The organism is Promicromonospora kroppenstedtii (genome assembly GCF_044389675.1).
In the GTDB taxonomy this organism is placed as follows: domain Bacteria; phylum Actinomycetota; class Actinomycetes; order Actinomycetales; family Cellulomonadaceae; genus Promicromonospora; species Promicromonospora kroppenstedtii.
Genome location: NZ_JBIRYI010000002.1, coordinates 205,900 through 222,197, shown reverse-complemented (window position 1 = coordinate 222,197; position 16,298 = coordinate 205,900). Strand labels below are relative to the sequence as shown.

The 16,298-nt window shown below is 73.7% G+C and carries 13 protein-coding genes; 4 read left to right on the top strand and 9 right to left on the bottom strand.

Annotated elements, in window-relative coordinates; genetic code table 11:
• Positions 1-12 precede the first annotated feature (12 nt).
• The 9 genes from ACH47X_RS04755 to ACH47X_RS04715 form a co-directional block, all read right to left on the bottom strand.
• Positions 13-1,224 (bottom strand): M6 family metalloprotease domain-containing protein, encoded by a 1,212-nt coding sequence (locus ACH47X_RS04755; RefSeq protein ID WP_397401902.1) that lies wholly within the window; start codon positions 1,222-1,224, stop codon positions 13-15.
• Between the two features lie 91 nt (positions 1,225-1,315).
• Positions 1,316-4,039 carry a glycoside hydrolase family 127 protein gene (locus ACH47X_RS04750; RefSeq protein ID WP_397401900.1) on the bottom strand — a complete coding sequence of 908 codons (2,724 nt, stop codon included), beginning with the start codon at positions 4,037-4,039 and terminating at the stop codon, positions 1,316-1,318.
• Positions 4,032-5,474, bottom strand: a complete 1,443-nt coding sequence (locus ACH47X_RS04745; protein WP_397401898.1) for an aminopeptidase P family protein — start codon at positions 5,472-5,474, stop codon at positions 4,032-4,034. Before ACH47X_RS04745 ends, ACH47X_RS04750 begins: the two co-directional genes overlap by 8 nt.
• Positions 5,471-6,763 carry an alpha/beta fold hydrolase gene (locus tag ACH47X_RS04740; RefSeq protein ID WP_397401896.1) on the bottom strand — a complete coding sequence of 431 codons (1,293 nt, stop codon included), beginning with the start codon at positions 6,761-6,763 and terminating at the stop codon, positions 5,471-5,473. The genes ACH47X_RS04745 and ACH47X_RS04740 overlap by 4 nt, the downstream gene beginning before the upstream one ends.
• Positions 6,760-7,611 (bottom strand): ATP-binding cassette domain-containing protein, encoded by an 852-nt coding sequence (locus tag ACH47X_RS04735; RefSeq protein WP_397401894.1) that lies wholly within the window; start codon positions 7,609-7,611, stop codon positions 6,760-6,762. Before ACH47X_RS04735 ends, ACH47X_RS04740 begins: the two co-directional genes overlap by 4 nt.
• Positions 7,608-8,477, bottom strand: a complete 870-nt coding sequence (locus ACH47X_RS04730; RefSeq protein WP_397401892.1) for an ABC transporter ATP-binding protein — start codon at positions 8,475-8,477, stop codon at positions 7,608-7,610. Before ACH47X_RS04730 ends, ACH47X_RS04735 begins: the two co-directional genes overlap by 4 nt.
• Positions 8,474-9,466: an ABC transporter permease gene (locus ACH47X_RS04725; RefSeq protein WP_397401890.1), complete on the bottom strand. Its 993-nt coding sequence runs from the start codon at positions 9,464-9,466 to the stop codon at positions 8,474-8,476. The genes ACH47X_RS04730 and ACH47X_RS04725 overlap by 4 nt, the downstream gene beginning before the upstream one ends.
• Positions 9,466-10,455: an ABC transporter permease gene (locus tag ACH47X_RS04720; protein WP_397401888.1), complete on the bottom strand. Its 990-nt coding sequence runs from the start codon at positions 10,453-10,455 to the stop codon at positions 9,466-9,468. The genes ACH47X_RS04725 and ACH47X_RS04720 overlap by 1 nt, the downstream gene beginning before the upstream one ends.
• A gap of 3 nt (positions 10,456-10,458) precedes the next feature.
• Positions 10,459-12,171, bottom strand: coding sequence for an ABC transporter substrate-binding protein (locus ACH47X_RS04715; protein ID WP_397401886.1), 1,713 nt, complete (start codon positions 12,169-12,171; stop codon positions 10,459-10,461).
• Between the two features lie 300 nt (positions 12,172-12,471).
• Here ACH47X_RS04715 and ACH47X_RS04710 point away from each other — a divergent pair, with 300 nt between their 5' ends.
• The 4 genes from ACH47X_RS04710 (at position 12,472) to ACH47X_RS04695 (ending at position 16,298) form a co-directional block, all read left to right on the top strand.
• Positions 12,472-13,152, top strand: coding sequence for a GntR family transcriptional regulator (locus ACH47X_RS04710; protein ID WP_026366195.1), 681 nt, complete (start codon positions 12,472-12,474; stop codon positions 13,150-13,152).
• A gap of 73 nt (positions 13,153-13,225) precedes the next feature.
• Positions 13,226-14,485 carry an NAD(P)/FAD-dependent oxidoreductase gene (locus ACH47X_RS04705; RefSeq protein WP_397401884.1) on the top strand — a complete coding sequence of 420 codons (1,260 nt, stop codon included), beginning with the start codon at positions 13,226-13,228 and terminating at the stop codon, positions 14,483-14,485.
• On the top strand, positions 14,482-14,841 hold the full coding sequence (locus tag ACH47X_RS04700) for a (2Fe-2S)-binding protein (protein ID WP_397401882.1): 360 nt from the start codon (positions 14,482-14,484) through the stop codon (positions 14,839-14,841). Before ACH47X_RS04705 ends, ACH47X_RS04700 begins: the two co-directional genes overlap by 4 nt.
• A complete protein-coding gene (locus ACH47X_RS04695; RefSeq protein WP_397401880.1) occupies positions 14,838-16,298 on the top strand; it encodes an NAD(P)/FAD-dependent oxidoreductase in 1,461 nt (486 codons plus the stop codon). Before ACH47X_RS04700 ends, ACH47X_RS04695 begins: the two co-directional genes overlap by 4 nt.

Here is a 16,298-nt window from a genome sequence, read left to right as displayed (position 1 = left end):
ACACGGAGGTGGTCAGGGCTGGACCGTGACCTTCAGCGTGTTCCCGGGGCCGGCGCGGAACGTGAGCTCGGCGCCCGTGGTCGGCTCGGTCCAGGACGAGCCCGCCGCGAACGGGGCGTCGTCCAGGCCGTCCGGCGAACCCGGCGTCGCGTCGACCACCCGGACCGGGCCCTCGCCCGAGGGCACGGACGTGTCCACCGTGTACACCAGGGCGCCGCGCGCCTCGATGGCCTCGTCGTAACCCACCGGCTGCCGGTTCTCGACGACGACGGCGCGCGTCGCCGAGAGCGGGTGCACCACCATGGCGGCCTGCCCGGGGCCGGCGTCGGCGGACAGCGCCACCGGTGCCAGCCGCGCCGACGTCGTCCGGTCGCCGCGCGCGCACACCACCTGGGCGTCGTCGAGCCAGCCGAGCTGCCAGCGGTGCCAGGCGAGGTACTCCGGCCCCGCTCCCGAGATCAGGCCCATCAGGTCCCAGCCGCCGACCGCCGCGTGGTAGTTGCCCGGGTCCTCCGGCGGCGCCTCGAACAGGTAGAGGTCGGGCAGGCCGAGCGTGTGCCCGGACTCGTGGGCCAGCACGAGCCCGCCCCAGCGCCACTGGTCGTAGCCGAACGTGACGGCGTGCGTGAGGTGGTTGCCGTCGGCCGTGACGTCCAGGAAGTTCGTCGTGGGCGAGTACGTGATGTTCGGCGCCTCCTTGGTGGCGGTCACCCAGACGACGTCCACGTCGGAGAAGTCGAACGTGTCGTCGGCGGCCGCGATCGCGTCGCCGATGTACCGCACGTGGTCCTCGTAGCTCAGGCCCCGCTCGAACGGGTACGACGTCGACGGTTCCGGCATCCGCACCCAGCCGTCCGACGTCGTCGTGGTCACCTCCAGCCGGCCGCCCGAGACCCGCTCCAGGTACTCCACGCCCGGCGCGAGGTTGGCCTCCGCCTCGGCGGCGGAGGCCGGGGACGCCGGGTGGTCCTCGAAGTCCACGAGCAGCAGCGCCGCCTTGAGGGTGCCGACGGCGGGGAGCGCCTGCTCGTCGACCGGGAACCCCGAGCCCAGCCCGCCGACCGCTGCGGGCAGCCGGCAGGCGTCGGACGACGGCGGGGCGGCGACCGCCGAGGGCGGCGGGGCGGCCGCCGCCCCCGCCGGCACGGCTCCGAGTGCGAGGGCGCTCGCGGCGATCGCCGCGAGCGATAGCGCCAGGGACTTCCGGACGGCTCGCTGGTTCATGCGTGCTCTCCTGTTCGCTGGTCTGACTGTTCGCTGGTCGGACATCGGTGGAACCTTGCCTGCCCCGCCGGGCGGGCGCCCGGCGGAGCTGTCAGTCGGCGTCCGCGGGCGGGAGCACCAGGGTGCGCACCGGCTCCTGGTTGCCCGCCCGGTCGGTCGCGGCGAACTCGATCACCTGGGGCACGTCGGACAGCGCCCGGCTGAACGGCTCGGCGAACGTGGCCCAGAACGTGTCGGGCCCCTTCCACCGGATGCTGTCCACGCCCGAGACGTCGTCGACGGCGGCGAGGTTGATCTCGACGCCCCGCGGGCCCAGGCGTTTGGTGGTGACGGTGGTGCGCGGCGGCCGGGTGTCGACGCTGACCTCGCGGACGACGCGGCGCTCCCGCCCCGCCTCGTCGACGGCGCGCGCGGTGACCGTGTGCACGCCGTCGGTCAGGACCAGCGGTTCCTGGCCGGCGGGCGTCCAGGGTTCGTCGCCGACGCGGACCTCGACGACCGGCTCGCCGACGTCGGCCCGCGCGCTGACCGTGAGCTCCGGCGGCCGGAGGTACCAGCCGCTGACGCCGGGCGCGGTGGCCGCGACGATCTCGACGCGCGGCGCGGAGCCCGCGTGCGTGGTGGTCGGCGCCCGCGACAGGAGCGCGGACTCCTCGGTGGCCCGGCCCTCGGATCCGGGCCCGGCGTCGGCCTCGGGCGATCGCCCGACGTCGCAGCGCGCCGCCGCCAGCAGCACCCGCCGTCCCTCCGCGGCGCTGAGCAGCCCGAGGTCCACGAACTCGTGCGTCGTGCGCAGCACGGCCTCGACGAACCCCGCCCGGTCGGCGAAACCGCCGTCCGACCACAGCACGTCGAGGAACGTCCGCCCGTCCGTACGCGCGGCGTTCGGCACGCCCGAGTCCGCCGCGGGGTCGGCCCCCGCGAACGCGATCCGCGCGTCGGACCGGCGCAGGTACATGTGGTACCTGGCGTCGGACCCGGACCAGGTCGGCTCCAGGACGAGGTCGCCGAGGCGCCATGTGCCGTCGTCGGCGGAGGTCAGCGGGGCCTCCAGCGTGCCGTCCAGCCGCCGCCAGGTCGCGGCCTCCAGCGGCAGCCAGGTCGTGGCTGCGCTGCGGGCCAGCAGCACCGTCGGCCCGAGCTCCAGGGTGACCACCGACGTGTCGTCGGGGGCCGGGACCTCGCGCAGGGTCAGCGGCAGGTCGACCTCGACGACGGTGCCGGGCCGCCAGTCGCGCCGCAGGGCGACGTACCCGCCGTCGGCCCGGACGGACTGCGGCTCGCCGTCCACCGTCACGGTGAAGGCGCCGCTCGCGACCCAGCCCGGCACCCGCAGGCGCAGCTCCAGGTCGCCGGTCGCGTCGACCTCGATCCGGCTGCCGCCCTCCAGCGGGTAGTCCGTGCGCTGCACCAGCCGGACGCCCGCCTCCGGCCAGCTCGCCGTCGAGGCCACATAGAGGTTGACCCAGACGACCCGCGCGGCACCGGCGAACGACCGGAAGTACACCGAGTCCTGGTACTTGACATGGTTCTCCAGCCCCGTGCCGCCGCAGCAGGTGCCCACGTTGTCCCACTCGCGCAGCGCCCCCGGGTGTACGGGGAACATGTACGTCACCTCGGGGGAGTCGTCCGAGTCGACGTCGCGTCGCGAGCCCAGGATCTGGTTGGTCACGGCCCGCTCGTAGTAGTCGGCGAACCGCGCCTCGCCCGTGCGCTCGAACAGGGCGCGCGCGATCTTGAGCATGTTGTAGGTCACGCACGTCTCGGCGTTGCGGTTGCCGATGTCGCCCGCGACCGCGCCCGCCGGCCCCCACAGCTCGTTCTCGCCGGAGCCGCCGTGCGCGTAGGTGCGGCCGGGCACGAGCATGTCCCACAGGTTGACGACGGCGTCCGTGTAGCGCGCCTCGCCGGTCAGGTCGCCCAGGGCGAGGTAGCCGAGCAGCGTCGCGGCGTGCTGGTTGGCGTGCATGCCGTCCAGCTCGTCGCGTCCCGCTGCCGCGAACTCCAGCAGCGTGTCCAGGTCGAACAGCCGCGCCGTCTCGACGAACGTGCGGTCCCCGGTGAGCACGGCGAGGTCGCACAGCACCTCGTTCATGCCGCCTGCCTCGCCGGCGATGTACAGGGCCCACATGGCCGCGCGCTGCTCCGCGGGCAGCACGGACAGCCGCCCGTGCACCCACCGCCCCATCTCGGCGGCGACCTCCAGCGCCACGGCCGAGCCGGTGTGCCGGTGGGCGTCCAGCAGACCGGCCATGATCTTGTGGCACGTGTAGTACGGCGCCCAGATCTCGCCGTAGGGCGCCAGCGATTCCAGGCGCGAGAACTGCCACTCGCCGTAGGCGGCCAGGAACCCGGGGTGGCTGTACCGGCCCGTGGCCGCCAGCGTCTCCTGGACCTCCCGCAGACCAGCGACCAGCTCGTCGACCTTGGCCTTCAGCTCGGCCCGGTCGTCGGCGTCGCCCGGGCCGCCGGCCGCGAGCGCCAGCATGGACAGGAAGTGGCCCGCGTAGTGGCCGCGCAGCAGGTTGGCCGTGGGAGCGGCCTCCCGGCCGGGGTAGTCGTGCGGGCCCCAGGCGTCCTCGTCGGGGTGGCCGAAGTCCTCCCAGCCGCCCGGCGGCAGCGCGCCGCGGGTGTCCAGCCCGGCGTTGGCGCGGAACACGGCGAGCAGCCGGTCCACGGGGTAGACGCGCGCCAGGTGCAGCATCTGGTCGCGGGCGCGGGTGAAGACGCCGCCCGTGACCTCGACGTCGGCGAGCGGGAACGGCTCGGCCACCCGGGTCCCCACGCCCGGCAAGGAGAGCACGGCCTCAGGCATCGCCGATCCGTTCCGCGGTCCAGCGCTCGATGCCGGCGGCGTCGATGGGCAGGGCGTCCGAGAGCACCTCGGCGCCGTCGGCCGTGACCAGCAGGTCGTCCTCCAGGCGCACGCCGATGCCGCGCAGCTCGGGCGGCACGGTCTCGTCGTGGGCGTGGAAGTACAGGCCGGGCTCGACCGTCATCACGACGCCGGGGGTCAGGGGAGCGGCCTGGTAGGCCTGGTAGTCGGAGTGGGCGCAGTCGTGCACGTCGAGCCCCAGGTGGTGCCCGATGCCGCAGACCAGCCAGCGCCGGTGCTGCTGCCCGCCGGGGGAGAGCGCCTCGTCGACCGACACGTCGAGCAGCCCCCAGTCGTGCAGCCCCTGCGCGATGACCTCCATGGACGCGTAGTGGAAGTCCAGGTACTCCACGCCGGGCCGGATCTGCGCCATGCCGGCGCGGTGCGACTTCTCCACCAGGTCGTGCACCTGGCGCTGCACGGCGCTGAAGGTGCCCGACGGCGGGATCGTGCGGGTCACGTCAGCCGTGTACAGGGAGTTCGCCTCGACCCCCATGTCGAGCAGCAGCGGCATGTCGGGCAGGATCGGGCCGTCGCACCGCACCCAGTGCAGGGTCGGGGCGTGCGGTCCGGAGCCGACGATCGTCGAGTAGCCCGGCCCGTTGCCGAACGTGCGCGCGTGCCGGTCGAACGTGCCCTGCAGCCAGCGCTCGCCGAGCCCGCCGACGGCGCGCGGCACCTCGCGGGCCACGGCGTCGAACCCGGTCACGGTGTGGTCGATCGCCTCGCGGAGCTGGCCGATCTCCCAGTCGTCCTTGATCATCCGCAGGTCGGACAGGGCGCGGGCGAGGTCCTCGGACGGCTTGAGGCCGAACCGTCGCACCAGGTCGTCGTCGACCGACGGCGAGGCGAGCGCGCCGTCCAGCTTCTCCAGCACGCCGTCGAGCGCGGCCCGCGGCTCGACCGCGATGCCGTACGCCTCGGCCCACGCGGCCAGGTCCGGGGAGGGCCCCACCCAGAGCTCGCCGTACGCCGCGTTGCCGAAGAACGCGCTCTCGCCCGGCTTGGCGGGCGGCGGCAGGTACAGCGTCGCGTCGTGCCCGCCCTCGTGCGCCCGCAGCACCAGGACGCCGTCCTCGGCCTGGGTGCCCGTGAGCCACACGAAGTCGCTGTCGGCGCGGAACCCGTACATCGCGTCGCCGTTGCGCAGCGGCGCGCGCCCGGCGCTGACCACGGCGTCGCGCGCGCCGATGCGCTCCGACAGGCGGCGGCGGTGGTCGGCGGCGGCCTCCGGCGCGCCGGGGATCATCGGGACGACGACGTCCGGCGCGCCCCAGCCGCGGGCCATGTGGGCGTTGAACGCGTCGCTCTCGGCCAGCCGGGGCGCTCGCGTGCCCGCGTACGGCGGCCGGCCAGGGGTGTGGTGCGTGCTCATCGAATCTCTCCTCCTCGGTCGCGGACCAGCTCCCGCAGGCGCTCCAGCACGCGTGCGTCACCGATCCCGTCGTGCTCGTACTCGTTGGTGACCCAGGCCTGCGCCGACCCGACCCGCGAGAGCGTGTCGAGCTGCAGGCCGGAGTCCACGAACATGTCGTCGTGGTAGACGACGGCCGCCAGGGGCACCTCGTTGGCGGCCAGGCGGTCCAGGTCGTACAGCGGCGACCACTCCTGGCGCGCCGCCAGCTCGTGCACCGCGCCCCGATAAGGCCGCAGCAGCCGGATCTCGTCGAACATCCACGGGAACGCCATCTCACCCGTGAACAGCAGCGGACGCCGGTCCGCGTCGAACTCCGGCCGCCGGTCGCGCTCGGCCTGCGCCGCCCAGCCCGTGGGGCCGTTCGCGCCGTGCCCGTAGATCGACTCCTGCAGCGTCCAGAACAGCGGCCCGTCCGCCTGCGACGTGCGGACCATCGCCTCCTGCAGGAACCCCGCCGACAGCCGGCCCGGTGCCGCGAACGCCTTCTCGACGAACCAGTGCAGGCGCTCCGGCCCCGGCTTCATGCCCAGGTCGATGCCCATGGACTGGAACCGGCGCACCGTCAGCACGTCGCCGTCCGGCAGGAGCACGTCGCCCTGCGCGAGCCGGTCCGCGATCGCCGCCACGGCGTCGACGTCGGCCGGGTAGCGCCGGTAGAACTCCGCCGTCCTGCCCGCAACGCGGCCGAACGTGCGGCGGTAGACCTCCGCGGCGTCCGGCGGTGTGCCCGGGATGCCACCCGCGACGTAGCAGGCGCGCAGCGCCTCCGGTGCCACCGACAGGTACGTCAGGGTGATCCAGCCGCCGAAGCTCTGCGCGAGCGTCGTCCACGGCCGCCCGCCGTACACCTTCCGGCGCACGTCCTCCAGGTCGGCCACGATCGAGTCGGCCCGGTAGCAGGCCAGCAGGTCGGCCCCCTGGGCGGCGTCCAGCCCGGCCAGGGCCTCGCCGTCCAGCGGCGAGCTGCCGCCCGTGCCCCGCTGGTCCACGAACACCACGCGGTAGTCGCGCAGCGCCACGTCCAGCCAGCCGTCCCGGCGCAGCGGGCGCGGGTTCGCGCCGCCCGGCCCGCCCTGCAGGTACACCAGCAGCGGCAGGTCCTCGTCGGCGCGCGTCGGGTCCACCAGCTCACGGACGAGCAGCGTCACCTCGCCCGCCAGCCGGCCCGAGCGGTCCAGCGGCACCGCGAGGCGGCGCTCGCGGACGCCGATGCCGGGCAGCAGGTAGGTGGTCCAGCCCGCGCTCATGCCGTGGCTCCCGCGGCGAGCGCCGCGTTGCGCCGTCGTTCCCGTTCCCACTCGGGGCGGATGCGGGGCACGGCGTCGAGCAGCTTGCGCGTGTACTCGTGCTGCGGCGCGTCGAAGACGACGTCCCGCTCGCCCTCCTCGATGATCCGGCCCTGGGTCATCACCGCGACCCGCGTGGCGATCTGCCGCACCACGGCGAGGTCGTGCGCGATGAAGAGGTAGGTGAGGCCCTCCTCGCGCTGCAGCTCGCGCAGCAGGTTGATCACCTGGGCCTGGACGGAGACGTCCAGGGCCGAGACCGCCTCGTCGCACACGACGACGCGCGGGCCGACGGCCAGCGCGCGGGCGATGCCGATGCGCTGCGCCTGCCCGCCGGAGAACTGCGCGGGGTACTTCTGGGAGTGGTCCGGGTCCAGCCCGACCCGCTCCATGAGCGCGCGGGTGAACGCGCGCGCCCCGCCCGGGATGCCGCGCTGCTGGTAGAGCAGGGGAGCGGTGACGATGCGCTCCACGGTGTGCCGCGGGTTGAGCGAGGAGTAGGGGTCCTGGAAGACCACCTGCACCTCGCTGCGGAACCGGCGCAGGTCGGCGCGGCCCAGCCGGGTGACGTCCTCGCCGTCGAGCTCGACGGTCCCGGAGGTGACGTCGAGCAGGCGGGCGGCCAGGCGCGCCGTCGTCGACTTGCCCGACCCGGACTCGCCCACGAGGGCGAGCGTGTCGCCCGCGTTGATCTCGAAGCTCACGTCGTCCACGGCCCGGAAGGTCGCCGGGCGGCGCAGCAGCCCGCCGGTGCCCAGCACCGGGAACTCCTTGACGAGGTTCGTGGCTCTCAGGAGCGGCGTGCTCATGCGGCGCCTCCGTTCTGCTCGTTCCGCTGCCCGACGTCGCCGGCTGCGCCGGGTGTCACCGCGCGCAGCTCGCCGATCTCGTCGTCGATGCGCGGCACGGCGTCGAGCAGCGCCTGGGTGTACGTGTGCCGCGGGTCGGTGAAGATCTGCTCGACGGGTCCGCGCTCGACGCACACGCCGTCCTTCATGACGACGATGTGGTCGGTGACCTCGCTGACCACGGCGAGGTCGTGCGTGATCAGCACCAGGCCGGTGCCGGTCTCACGCCGGATCTCCTGCAGCAGGTCGAGGATCTGCGCCTGCACGGTGACGTCCAGCGCGGTCGTGGGCTCGTCGGCGATGAGCAGCTCGGGCTCGGTGCTCAGGGCCATGGCGATCATGACGCGCTGGCGCATGCCGCCGGAGAACTGGTGCGGGTAGTGGTCCACGCGCCGGGCGGCGTCGCGGATGTGCACCCGTTCCAGCGCCTCGACCGCGACCCGCCGGGCCACGCGGCGCGTGGTGCCGGGCCGGTGGGCGCGGTACGCCTCCTCGATCTGGAGCCCGACCGTGTAGTACGGGTTCAGGGAGGACAGCGGGTCCTGGAAGACCATCGCGATGCGGTCGCCGCGCACGCGGCGCAGCTCGGCCTCGGACAGCCCGACCAGCTCCTGGTCGCGCAGGCGCACGCTGCCGGTGCGCTGCGCGGCCCGCGGCTGCAGGCCCATGATCGCCAGGCTGGTCATGGACTTGCCGGAGCCGGACTCGCCCACGATGCCCAGCGCGCCGCCGGGCTCCAGGTCGAGGTCGAGCGAGCGGACGGCGTCCAGGGGGCCGCGCGGGGTGGGGAAGGTGACGGTGAGGTCGCGTACCTGGAGGAGCGTCATGCGTTCACCCGCACTCTCGGGTCGATGGCGGTGTAGACGACGTCGACCACGATGTTGCCGACGACGACGAGGAACCCTGCCAGCAGGGTGACGCCCATGATCACCGGCTGGTCGTTCCGGGCGATGGAGTCGGCGGCCATCTTGCCGACGCCGTTGATGCCGAAGACGGTCTCGGTGATGAGCGCGCCGCCGAGCAGGCCGGCGAAGTCCATCCCGAAGATCGTCACGATCGGCGTCAGGGCGGGGCGCAAGGCGTGCCGGCGCCAGACCAGCGGCTGGGCCAGGCCCTTCGCGTAGGCCGTGCGCACGTAGTTCTCGCGCAGCACGTCGAGCACGTTGGCCCGCGTGAGCCGGGTGTAGGCGGCCGCGTAGCCGACGGCGAGCACGATCCACGGCATGACGAAGTTCGCGAACCACTGCCCGGGATCGTCGGCGAAGGCGACGGCCTGCGGGAACGGCAGCCACTGCAGCTTGACCACCAGCACGTACTGCAGCACGAGCGCGAGCACGTAGTTGGGGATGGACATGCTGGTCAGCGTCAGGCCGGTGGTGAACCGGTCGAGGAAGGTGCCCTCCTTGACGGCGCTGAGGAGGCCGCCGGCCAGCCCGGCGAGCAGCCACAGCACGGCGGCGCCCACGGCGATCGTCGCGGAGACCGGCAGGCGCTGGATGATCATGTCCCAGACGGCCTGGCTGGACTGGAACGAGTAGCCGAGGCAGGGCGCGGCGCAGTCGACGGCGCCAGCCCCTTCGCCGTAGGTGCGGCCCGCGAAGATGCCGACGACGAAGTGGAAGAACTGCGTCCAGAACGGCTGGTCCAGCCCGAGGTTGCCGCGGATCTGGTCGATGACCTCCGGCGTGCAGTTCTTGCCGCAGATCTGCACGGCCGGGTCCGGCGACAGCGCGAAGAAGATCAGGTACGTGAACAGGCAGACCAGCAACAGCACGCCGAGGCCGGAGGCGACTCGGGTGATCAGGAACCGGGGCATCAGCGGCCCTCCTGGGCGTCGACGACGGCGCGCAGTCGGTCGCCGAGCACGGTGAACGAGAGCACGAGCAGGAACAGGCAGACGCCGGGGAAGACGAAGTACGCGGGATCGACGGCGTACCACTTCACGGACGCGGCGATCATCTGGCCCCAGCTCGGCTCGGGCGGTACGACGCCGACGCCGAGGAAGGACAGCCCGGCCTCGGTGCCGACGTAGCCCGGCACGGCGAGGGTGGCCATCACGATGATCGTGGAGCGCAGGTTGGGCAGGATCTCGCGGAACACGATGCGCGTGCCGCTCGCCCCGGCGGCGCGGGCGGCCTCGACGAACTCCCGCTGCGCGAGCGACATGGTCTGCCCGCGCACGATCCGGGCCAGGTAGGGCCAGCCGAACACGGAGATCACGACCACCAGGAGCGTGGACCGGTTACCCGCCGGCAGCGCGGAGAGCACCGCGATCATGAAGATGAGCGCGGGGAACGCCATGAGGAAGTCCATGACGCGCGAGATCACCAGGTCGACGCGGCCGCCGAAGTAGCCCGCCACGAGCCCGAGCGAGACGCCGAGCACGGTGGTCAGCGCGGTGGCGGACAGCGCGATGCTCATGGACACCCGCGCGCCGTAGACGATGCGGGCGAAGATGTCGCGGCCACTGCCCGGTTCGACGCCGAACCAGTGCTCGGCGCTCACGCCACCCCAGGGGCCGATCGGCATGCCGCCGAGGTTGGGGTCGATCGCGGTCTGGTCGAACTCGTACGGGGTCCAGCCGCTGATCGCGGTCAGGACGGGCGCGAGGATCGCGACGAGCGTGACGAGCGCGATGTAGCCGAGGCCGAGCATCGCGCCGACGTCGCGGCGCAGGGCCTGCCAGGTACCGCCGGCACCCGCCCGGAGGGCGCCGGCGGCTGGTGCCGCCGGCGCCTCGGGGGTGTCGCCGGACCCGGCTGCCACGGCCTGGGCGGCCGTGAGGTCAGTCGGGGTGGACGTCATGGATCAGCCCTTCTCGGGGTCCTTGAGGCCGACACCGACGAAGTCGATGCCGCCGCTCGCGGCGTTCGCCGAGGAGTGCAGCCCGGTGACGTTCTCACCCGGCAGCAGCACCGTCTTGGCGACCATCAGCGGGACGATCGGCGCCAGCTCGAGGATCTGCTCGTCGAGGTCGCCCCACTGCTCGTTCGCCGCGGCGATGTCGGTCATGGCGCCGATCTCGTCGATCCGGGCGTTGACGTCCTCGTCGTCGAGCTGGGCGAGGTTGTTGTTGCCCTTCTCGTAGATGTTGCGGCCGTCGAACAGCGGCGGGATGAACGTCGCCGCCGACGAGGCCCAGTCCGGGCACCAGCCGGTGATGGCGGCGTCGTGCTGCTGCGACGGGGTACCGATGGTCTCGTAGTAGGTGGACGTGTCGATCAGGTTGAGCTCGACGGTGATGCCGATGCGCTCGAGCGACTGCTGGATCGACTCGGCCTGGGCCTGCATCGACTCCTGCGAGCGGATGTCGAGGGTCAGGGTGAACCCGTCGGACAGCCCGGCCTCGTCGAGCAGCTTCTTCGCGGCCTCGACGTCGCCCGTGCCGTCGGCAGACGGGTACAGGTCGAAGTCCTTGTGACCGGCGACCGCCGGCGGGATGATCGTCGTGGACGGGGCGCCGAGCTGCGTGCCGCCGCTCGCGTTGACGATGGCGTTGCGGTCGACGGCGTAGCTGATCGCCTGGCGCACCCGGACGTCGTCGAGCGGCGCCTTGGTGGTGTTCAGGCCCATGTAGGTGGTGCAGATGCCGTCGAACTGCAGCACCCGCTCCTGCAGCTGCGGGGTCTGCAGACGGGGCAGCGTGGCGGGCTGGATGATTCCGGCGATCGCGTTGACGTCCGTGCCCTGCCCGGCGATGAGGCGCTCGTCGATGGTGGCGGGGTCGAGGCCGATGGTGAACTCCCAGCCGTCCGGCTTGGCGGCCCGCACGTCGTCGGTCGCGGCGTCCCAGCTCTCGTTGCGCGTCAGCTTGATGGTGCTGCCCGGCACGTACTCGGCCAGCTTGTACGGCCCGGAGGCGACGATCTCGTGGATGAACTCGTCGCCGGCGCCGCTGCCCTCGGGGAACGGGGTCGCGTTGACCTGGGAGACCACGGCGTCGAACTCGGGGAACGGCTTCTTCAGGTGGAAGACGATCGTCTGCTCGTCCGGGGTCTCGATGGTCGGCAGGTCACCGGTCTTGTAGGGACCCTCGTAGTCCTCGGGGGCGTCGATCACCTGCTTGAGGTACGGGGAGCCGATGCCGATCTCCGGGTCCCAGGCTCGCGAGACGCCGAACTTGACCTCGGCGGAGGTGATCGGGTCGCCGTTCTCGAACTTGAGCCCGTCCTTGAGCGTGTAGGTCCAGGTCAGACCGTCGTCGGACACCTCACCGAGGGACTCGGCCAGGTCCGGCACGATCGCGGTCGGGTCGTCCGCCGAGCCCGGCGCCGACGTCGTGAGCTGGCGGTAGACGAGCCGGTAGAAGTTGTTCACCCCGCCGTCCCAGCCGCGGGCCGGGTCGAGGTAGGAGAAGTCGGCGTTCTGCAGCACGTGGACGGTGCCGCCCTCGGCGGGCTCTGCGTCGAACCCGCCCGCCCCCGAGGAGGTGGAGGGGTTCTGGCCGCCGCCGCCGCACGCGGCGAGCGCGAATGTGGTGGCGACGGCGATGACTGCCGTCGTTATCCGGTGGTGCTTCACGGTGTGGCCTCTCGGTCGGTGACTTGCGTCTTTGGTCGTACGGGTAGGGCCCCGGCGCGGCCGTGGTCGTCGTCGACGCGGCCCGCCTTCGATATGTGATGCGTGATATGTTACTGAGACGGTACCGCAGTGTCGATGGGATGAATGTAAACGTCGCGTTTCGGCGGGATGAAGCCAGTTCTGGCGGGCCAAAGTCCGGCGAACCAGGCCACGCTCAGGTACCCTCTGGCGGCATTGACGACGGGTTTCCTGTCGTGTGTAATATTCTACTGTCAGAGCCTGACCCCACTGGAGAGCACCATGAGCTCAGCATCATCGACCCCGTCGGTCCGTCGCCTGGCGCCGGTCGCGAGCCTGCGCGAGCAGGTTCACCGTGCCCTCGTGGCCGCGATCGTCGCCGGCGAGCTGGAACCCGGTGAGCTGGTCTCGGTGCCGACGCTGGCCGCGCGCTTCGACGTGTCCGCGACCCCCGTACGCGAGGCCGTGCTGGACCTGGAGCGGCGCGGGTTCCTGGAGGCGGTACGCAACAAGGGGTTCCGCGTCACCCGCGTGAGCGACCAGACGCTGCGGCACGTCGCCGCCGTCCGCATGGTCATCGAGCCCGTGTGGATGGAACGGCTCGCCAAGTCGTTCCCCGTGGGGCAGCTCGGTGAGTTCCGGGCGCTCGCCGACGAGATCGTCGAGGGCGCGCGCACCGGTGACCTCATCGCCTACCTGCAGGCGGACCAGGCGTTCCACCTGCGGCTGATGGGCCTGCTGGGCAACCCGGTGGCCGGTGAGATCGTGGCCGACCTGCGCGACCGCGCGCGGCTGCTCGGCCTGTCCACGATGGTCGCGGGCGGCACCCTGGCCAGCTCGGCCCAGGAGCACCACGAGCTGCTCGACCTGCTCGCGGCCGGCGACGGACCCGGCGCCAAGGCGCTCATGGAGCGGCACATCGGGCACTCGCTGGGCACGTGGGCGGGCAAGCCCGAGGACTGAGCGGTACGGCCGGGGCGCGTGCCGCGTACCCCGGGGAGACACAGAGACAAGCGGAGCGATGGAGGGGGTGGAAGTGGCTGCGGACGTCGTCATCGTCGGCGCCGGGATCGTGGGCGCCGCGTGCGCGCGCTCCCTGGCGCTCGCGGGTGCCTCGGTGGTGGTGCTCGACCGCGGGGCCGCGGCCGCCGGCACCAGTGCCCACGGCGAGGGAAACCTGCTGGTCTCGGACAAGGGTCCGGGGCCTGAGCTCGTGCTCGCCCAGGAGTCGCTGCGCCGGTGGGCCGAGCTCGCCGACGAGCTGGCGGACGAGCTCGGCCCCCGGTTCCCGTCGATCGAGCACGACGCGAAGGGCGGCCTCGTCGTGGTGACCTCGGCCGCGGGCCTGACCGGCCTGCGCGACTTCGCCGCCGCGCAGCGCGCCGTCGGCGTCGACGCGGTGGAGGTGACCGGCGACCGGGCCCGGGAGCTGGAGCCCGATCTGGCGCCCGGAGTCCTGGGCGGCGTGCACTACCCGCAGGACGCCCAGGTGCAGCCGGTCGCTGCCGCCGAGGCGCTGCTCGCCTCCGCGCGCCGCGCGGGCGCCGTCGTCCGTACCGGGATGGAGGTGACCGGGCCGCTGCTCGGCGCCGACGGCCGGCTGACGGGCGTGGCCACCACGCGCGGCGACGTCGCGGCCGGGGCCGTGGTCGTGGCGGCCGGGCCCTGGTCCGGGGAGGTCGCCGAGCGGCTCGGCGCGTGGCTGCCGGTGCGGCCGCGGCGCGGCACGGTGCTCGTGACCACCCCGATGCGCGAGCGCATCCACCACAAGGTGTACGACGGCGACTACTTCGCCGCGACCCAGTCCGCGGGCGCCGAGCTGCAGACCTCCGCCGTGATCGAGTCGACGCGCGGCGGGACCGTGCTGATCGGGTCGAGCCGGGAGCAGGTCGGGTTCGACGAGCGCTTCCGCGCCGAGGTGCTCCGGCAGATGGCGCGCCGGGCCGTGGCCGTGTTCCCGTTCCTCGCGCAGACCAATGTGATGCGCTCCTACCTGGGCTTCCGGCCGTACATGCCGGACCACCTGCCGGTGGTCGGCGCCGACCCGGCCCTGGCCGGGCTGTGGTTCGCTACCGGGCACGAGGGCGCGGGCGTCGGCCTGGCCCCCGCGACCGGCGACCTGCTGGCCGCCGGGCTGCTCGGGCTCGACCCGGCGGTCGACCCGGCGCCCTACGCCGTCGCCCGGCCCACCCTCGCGGCCCTGCGACCCACCCCTGACGTGCCAGACGCTCAGGTCACCCGAGGGAACCGTACGTCTGACACGCCCGAGAACGCTCACGAGGGGGCACGACCATGACTTCGCACCGTATGCCCGCCGGCTCGGACCCGGCGCGGCCGGGCCCCGACCACCCGCTGACCATCTGGGTCGACGGCGAGCCCGTGCCCGGCACGGCCGGACAGACCATCGCGGGCGTGCTGCTCGGCGCCGGGCGGCGCCAGTGGCGCACCACCAGCCAGGACGGCGCCCCGCGCGGCGTGTTCTGCGGCATCGGCGTCTGCTTCGACTGCGTCGTGGAGGTCAACGGTCTGCGCGACGTGCGGGCCTGCCTGCGGCGCGCCCAGGACGGCGACGTGGTGGCCCGGCAGGGCGAGCCCGTCGCGGAGTGGTCCGTCGCGGGGCAGTCCGTCACCGGGCCGGAGGCGACCCCGTGAGCGGCGCGCCGGCCCGGCACGTCGTCGTCGTGGGCGCGGGTCCCGCGGGGCTCGCCGCCGCGCACGCCGCCGCCCGCGCCGGGGCGCGGGTCACGGTGCTCGACTCCGCCGACGTGCTCGGCGGCCAGTACTGGCGGCACCTGCCCGCCTCGCGGCCGGCGGCGAACGAGCGCGTGCTGCACCACAAGTGGGGCACCTACCGTGAGCTGGCCCGCGCCCTGCACGCGCACCCCGCCGTCACGGTCGTCCCCTCCGCGCAGGTGTGGTCCCTCGAACGGCTCGACGACGGTGTGCGCCTCAACGTGCTCGTGGGGGAGCCCGACGCCGCAGGCCGCGAAGCCCGCGCCGTCGAACCTGACGCCGTCGTGCTCGCGCCCGGCGCCCACGACCGGACCCTCCCGTTCCCCGGCTGGCAGCTCCCCGGCGTCTACTCCGCCGGGGCGGCGCAGGCGCTGGCCAAGGGGGAGCGGGTCGCCGTCGGACGCCGCGTCGTCGTCGCCGGCGCCGGGCCGTTCCTGCTGCCGGTCGCGTCCTCGCTGCTGCGCACCGGTGCCGCCGTCGTCGGCGTGCACGAGGCGAGCGGGCTCGCCCCGCTCGCGCGCGGCTGGCTGGACCGGCCCTGGGAGCTGCTCGGCGCGGCCGGCAAGGCCGGCGAGCTGGCGGGCTACGTCCGCGAGCTGGTGCGCCACCGCGTGCCGTGGCGGCCCGGCGAGGCCGTGGTCGCCGCGCACGGCGACGGCCAGGTCGAGGCGGTCACCATCGCGCGCCTCGACGCCCGCTGGGCACCCGTGCCCGGCACAGAACGCCAGGTCGAGGCCGACGCCGTGGCCGTGAGCCACGGGTTCACGCCGCGCCTGGAGCTGGCGATCGCCGCCGGCTGCGCGCTGACGCCGGCCCGGTTCGTGGTGGTCGACGACTCCCAGGCCACCTCCGTGCCGGGCGTGTGGTCCGCGGGCGAGCTCACCGGCATCGGCGGCGCCGACGCCGCGCTCGCCGAGGGCGCCGTCGCCGGCACCGCCGCGGCCGGAGGCGACCTCGGGACTGCCCGGGCCGCCCGGACGGCCCGCGCCCGCAACCGGTCCCGCGGGTTCGCGGCCCGGATCGAGGCCGCCCACGGCATCCGCGGCGGGTGGGTGCGCTGGCTGCAGGACGACACCGTCGTCTGCCGGTGCGAGGAGACCACCTACGGGCGGCTGCGCGAGGTGGTCGACCTGACCGGCTCGCGCGAGACCCGCTCCGTGAAGCTCACCAGCCGCGCCGGGCTCGGCCCGTGCCAGGCCCGCATGTGCGGCCGCACGCTCCAGGAGCTGCTGGACGACGGCGGGTCGGGCGTCGACCGCCGTCCGATCGTCGTGCCCGTCCGCCTCGGCGACCTGGCAGCGCTGCCCGCCCCCTCACTCGATCCTTCCCTGCCCACGACTTCTCTTTCCGCAGCATCGCAACCACAGGAGACCTGA

What these genes read in the sequence shown, in the direction of transcription:
- ACH47X_RS04755 (WP_397401902.1), bottom strand. Translation starts at nt 1,224, where the DNA reads ATGAACCAGCGAGCCGTCCGGAAGTCCCTGGCGCTATCGCTCGCGGCG.
- ACH47X_RS04750 (WP_397401900.1), bottom strand. Translation starts at nt 4,039, where the DNA reads ATGCCTGAGGCCGTGCTCTCCTTGCCGGGCGTGGGGACCCGGGTGGCC.
- ACH47X_RS04745 (WP_397401898.1), bottom strand. Translation starts at nt 5,474, where the DNA reads ATGAGCACGCACCACACCCCTGGCCGGCCGCCGTACGCGGGCACGCGA.
- ACH47X_RS04740 (WP_397401896.1), bottom strand. Translation starts at nt 6,763, where the DNA reads ATGAGCGCGGGCTGGACCACCTACCTGCTGCCCGGCATCGGCGTCCGC.
- ACH47X_RS04735 (WP_397401894.1), bottom strand. Translation starts at nt 7,611, where the DNA reads ATGAGCACGCCGCTCCTGAGAGCCACGAACCTCGTCAAGGAGTTCCCG.
- ACH47X_RS04730 (WP_397401892.1), bottom strand. Translation starts at nt 8,477, where the DNA reads ATGACGCTCCTCCAGGTACGCGACCTCACCGTCACCTTCCCCACCCCG.
- ACH47X_RS04725 (WP_397401890.1), bottom strand. Translation starts at nt 9,466, where the DNA reads ATGCCCCGGTTCCTGATCACCCGAGTCGCCTCCGGCCTCGGCGTGCTG.
- ACH47X_RS04720 (WP_397401888.1), bottom strand. Translation starts at nt 10,455, where the DNA reads ATGACGTCCACCCCGACTGACCTCACGGCCGCCCAGGCCGTGGCAGCC.
- ACH47X_RS04710 (WP_026366195.1), top strand. Translation starts at nt 12,472, where the DNA reads ATGAGCTCAGCATCATCGACCCCGTCGGTCCGTCGCCTGGCGCCGGTC.
- ACH47X_RS04700 (WP_397401882.1), top strand. Translation starts at nt 14,482, where the DNA reads ATGACTTCGCACCGTATGCCCGCCGGCTCGGACCCGGCGCGGCCGGGC.